The sequence below is a fragment of the Piscicoccus intestinalis NBRC 104926 genome, assembly GCF_001515525.1.
GTDB lineage: Bacteria > Actinomycetota > Actinomycetes > Actinomycetales > Dermatophilaceae > Kineosphaera > Kineosphaera intestinalis.
This window is the reverse complement of record NZ_BCNQ01000294.1, coordinates 1-1,486: the sequence shown is the minus strand read 5'-3', so window position 1 is coordinate 1,486 and position 1,486 is coordinate 1. Positions and strand designations below refer to the sequence as shown.

The following is a 1,486-nucleotide window of genomic DNA, read 5'->3' as shown; positions in this document are numbered from 1 at the left end:
GGCTCTTCCGAGTTCCGGTGGGGGTGAGCGGCGCGCCGGTGGCGTGATGCGCGGGTGAGAGGGGTCGAGGCCTCCAAGATCGGGAGCGACCAAGCTGCCCGACCGGAAGGCCTCGACGTTGTCCGAGCCTACGGCGCGTTCTGCTGCGCGCTGCCATCACGACCTGACCTACTGCTCCCGCTGCGATCTGCTGGTGGGCCTCGGGGAGCTGCACGTGATCGCCGTCGAGTACGACCATGACGTCGGCCTGCTGACCGTGCGGGTCGAGTCGGCGCCCGCGCCGATGGGCTGCACAAGCTGCGGCGTGATCGCAGGCAGCCACGGCCGTCGGGAGGTGATGCTGGCCGACGCGCCGTGCTTCGACCGGCCGGTTCGGCTGGTGTGGCGCAAGCGGACCTGGCGGTGCGAGGAGTCGGTGTGCCCGACGAAGGTGTTCACCGAGCAGGATCCCGAGGTAGCCGCTCCGCGGGCATTGTTGACGACGCGGGCGTGTTGGTGGGCGATCAACCAGATCCGCCGCGAGCACGCCTCGATCAGCGGGATCGCCAGGCAACTCGGCACGACGTGGAACACGGTGTGGACCTCGATCCGGCCGCTGCTCCAGGAGATGGCCGATGACGAGTCCCGGTTCGCCGGCGTGAAGCGCCTCGGCGTGGACGAGCACGTGTGGCACCACGTGTCGGAGTTCCCGATCGAGGACGGCGGTCGTGGACCGAAGCAGCTGACCGGGATGGTCGACCTCACCCCCGACGCCGATGGCACCGCCCGGGCGCGGCTGCTCGACCTCGTGCCGGGCCGGTCGGGAAAGGCGTACAGCGACTGGCTCGCGGAACGCGGTGAGGCGTTCAAGAACGGTGTCGAGGTCGCTACTCTGGACCCGTTCCACGGCTACAAGAACGCCATCGACGACCAACTTGAGGACGCCACCGCGGTGCTTGACGCCTTCCATGTCGTCAAGCTCGGCACCCAGGCCGTCGACGAGGTCCGCCGCCGGGTGCAGCAAGAGATCCACGGCCACCGCGGCCGCAAGAACGATCCGCTCTACGGCATCCGGATGATCCTGCGCTGTGGTCAAGAGAAGCTCACCGACCGCCAACACGCACGCCTGAACCGGGCGGTCATCGCCGACGAACGCCACGACGAGGTCTACGTCGCTTGGCAGTGCGCACAGCAACTCCGCGCCGCTTACAAGGCCAAGAACCCGGTCGAGGGCCGGCGGATCGCGGAGAAGGTCCTCGCCTCGTTGCCCACCTGTCCAATCCCGGAGATCAAGCGGCTCGGCAAGACACTGAGGCAGTGGCGCGAGGCGTTCTTGGCCTACTTCGACACCGGCCGCGCCAGCAACGGCGGCACCGAGGCGATCAACGGTCTGATCGAGCTCCACCGCCGGGTCGCACGCGGCTTCCGCAACCGCGAGCACTACCGGCTACGCATGCTGCTCATCGGGGGCGGACTGTCCCACCCCCACCTCAGGTAGGAAGAGCCC

The 1,486-nt window shown here is 68.6% G+C and carries 1 protein-coding gene; it reads left to right on the top strand.

Features of this window, described 5'->3' with window-relative positions:
• Window positions 1-118 precede the first annotated feature (118 nt).
• Entirely contained in the window at window positions 119-1,477 is a 1,359-nt protein-coding gene (locus tag PINTE_RS21310; protein WP_444543864.1) for an ISL3 family transposase, read from the top strand.
• Window positions 1,478-1,486 lie beyond the last annotated feature (9 nt).